2 protein-coding genes are annotated in these 2,532 nt (G+C 61.3%); one reads left to right on the top strand and one right to left on the bottom strand.

Annotation, left to right across the window (positions count from 1 at the left end):
- The coding region (locus AHiyo1_RS25735) for a hypothetical protein (protein WP_216363263.1) at positions 1–350 on the bottom strand (350 nt) is incomplete at its 3' end.
- Between the two features lie 736 nt (positions 351–1,086).
- Here AHiyo1_RS25735 and AHiyo1_RS19610 point away from each other — a divergent pair.
- On the top strand, positions 1,087–2,532 hold the full coding sequence (locus AHiyo1_RS19610) for an ABC transporter substrate-binding protein (RefSeq protein ID WP_172465657.1): 1,446 nt from the start codon (positions 1,087–1,089) through the stop codon (positions 2,530–2,532).

The raw sequence follows: 2,532 nt of genomic DNA, 5'->3' as shown, positions 1-2,532 counted from the left end.
GCGCGCCCTTCAGCGCGGCTTGGGCCGCCATCGGTACCGCACTCCACTGGGCTCAACCTCACTCCAGCCGGGGCCGAATAACTCTGAAAAACCGGAGCCAAATAGCGTTGACAAAAGCACACGTTCGTGCTCAGCCCGAACAGACACAGCAGCAGCCGGCGGCGTAGTGCGTCCTTGCCGAGAACTTCCCTTGACGCGATCGAGGTAAATCCCGGCGTGAACGCGGCCAGGAAATCAGCCTCCTTCAGGACCTCGAGAAGGTCCAGGGTTCCCCACCTGGCCAGTACCTCGTCTTTGAGCCGGCCAAGGTTGGCGGGCTCTTCGAGTTTCTCGAGTTTGGGAACCTTCACACAGGGTGCGCCCTTCCGGCGGGTAAATGCTGACTCCTCCGGTGGTATCCGTCAGGAGAGCACGGTCCAGCGTGTGCAGCGATTGGGCCATCCTGGATTGCAGGTCGGCGATGAATTGGGCCGGGTCCAAGGGCTTGCGCAGGGCTTCGTAGTGGAGTTCACGCGAGGCCTCGAAGTCCGGGGGCAGATCGTCCTCCGGATCCTGCCATTTACCGGCACCGTCGACGAAAACCTCGCGCCGGCGCAGCGCATCCCCTAAAGCAACACAGGAGCGCGCTGTCGGTGCTGCTTGCACTGGTCCCTCATTCAGACGCGAGATTTCCACGATGCGCTCGAAGGTCCTCAGGATGATGCGGAGGCAGCATGTTTAAGTGATTAAACCTGTCATCCGTTGACCTATCCACTGTGCGATTGATATTGTCAAATCTAACAGTTGATACATTTTGTGACTGACATATTCGAATCAAGGTCGTTTGCGGGGATGCGACAAGGCCACGACGGAGTGCGCGATGAGATTGATGAAGCTGTCCAGGAAGTTCGTTGTCGGCGTGAGCGTGTTCTTACTCCTGGCGTTGAGCGCATGTGGGGGGGGAGCGCCGGCCAAGGAGCCGGCGGCTCGCACACTTTGAGGATGGCTGCAGGTGCCACGGGGCCGTTCACATCCCAGTTCAACCCGTTTTTGCAGGCGTCGGGAAGTTCGAGCGGGTATTCGGGGCTTTTGATCTATGAGCCGCTCATGCTGGTCGACTATGTCAAGGACGCCACCAAGCCGTGGTTGGCGCAGAACGCGAAGTGGAACCAGGACGGCACGCAGCTGACGATTGACCTGCGTCCGGGGGTGAAATGGTCGGACGGCACTCCGTTCACGGCTGATGATGTGGCGTTCACGTTTGAGCTGATGACCAAGTTCAAGGCGCTGAATTTCAACGGCTTGCCCGTCAAGTCGGCCACGGCGGCGAGCCCGACGCAGGCCGTGGTGACCTTCTCTGCTCCGGCGTTCCAGACCCTTTGGTACGTCACGGAACCGGTCCAGAAGAAGCAGTGGTCTTCCGTCCAGGATCCTGTGACCTATGCGAACCTGAAGCCTGTCGGCACCGGGCCTTTCATGCTCAAGAGTTTCACTCCCCAGGTGATTACTCTGGATAAGAATCCGGGCTACTGGGATGCCGGCAAGCCGGCGGTGGATAGCGTCCAGTACCTTGCCTACGACTCGGAGAGCAGTATGGTCGCCGCCATGCAGGGAGGTCAGGTGGATTGGATCGTGTCGTCGAATACCGATCCCAAGCAGATAACGCAGCACTCGCCTTCGACCTTGGCTTCATGGGCATCGACGTTCGGGGTTTCCATCTACCTCCTGCCCAACGCGACTATGGCTCCGACCAATGACGCGGCGGTCCGGAAAGCGATCAGCCAGGTTATTGACCGGCCTAACCTTGCGAAGCTGGCATTTGGTCCGGGCGCACAACCCGTCCAGTCTCCGACGGGGCTCGACGGCGCCGGGGCCTCGGGCATGATCGCGGACCAGTATAAGAACGTCTCGCTGGGCAGCGGCGACGCCTCGGCTGCGAAGCAGACCCTCCAGTCTGACGGGTACACCGTGGGCTCGGACGGATACTTCGTCTCGCCCGATGGCAAACAGCTGGCACTGACGCTGACCGTTCCGACGACGAACCCGTACGGGGACTGGGTCCGAGCCGGGACCCTCATGACCGAGAGTCTCAAAGCTGCCGGGATCAAGCTGACCGTCAAACCCGAATCGCAGCAATCCTGGCGTTCGGATGTGGCCCTTGGCAACTTCCAGCTGTCCATGCGGGCAGCCGGCGGCGCTGGTTCCCTCTATGACAACTTCAGCAGGCTTATCTCCCAGCCGGCGCCTGCTCCGGGAAAGCAAGCGGTAGTCAACTGGGAGCGCTACAGCAGCCCCAGGGCGGGGGAGCTTCTGAATGCCATGGCTTCCTCGGAGAGTTCAAGCCCGGCCTACAGACAGGCTCTGGACGGCCTCCAGTCGCTCTTCGTGGATGAAGCCCCGGTCATTCCGCTCGGCAACCCTTCTGCAGCAGGGGTTTGGAGGACCGACGCGTTCACCGGTTGGCCCTCCGAGCAGGATCCCTACGGGCTTCCGACGGCGAACAAGCCGTCCGTGGTCGACATCGCGGCGCGGCTGGCCCCGGCCCGTCACTGA

This window comes from Arthrobacter sp. Hiyo1, from assembly GCF_001263615.2.
Taxonomy (GTDB): domain Bacteria; phylum Actinomycetota; class Actinomycetes; order Actinomycetales; family Micrococcaceae; genus Arthrobacter.
The sequence above is the reverse complement of the archived record's forward strand: the minus strand, read 5'-3'. Positions and strand labels throughout refer to the sequence as shown.

What these genes read in the sequence shown, in the direction of transcription:
- AHiyo1_RS19610 (WP_172465657.1), top strand. Translation starts at nt 1,087, where the DNA reads ATGCTGGTCGACTATGTCAAGGACGCCACCAAGCCGTGGTTGGCGCAG.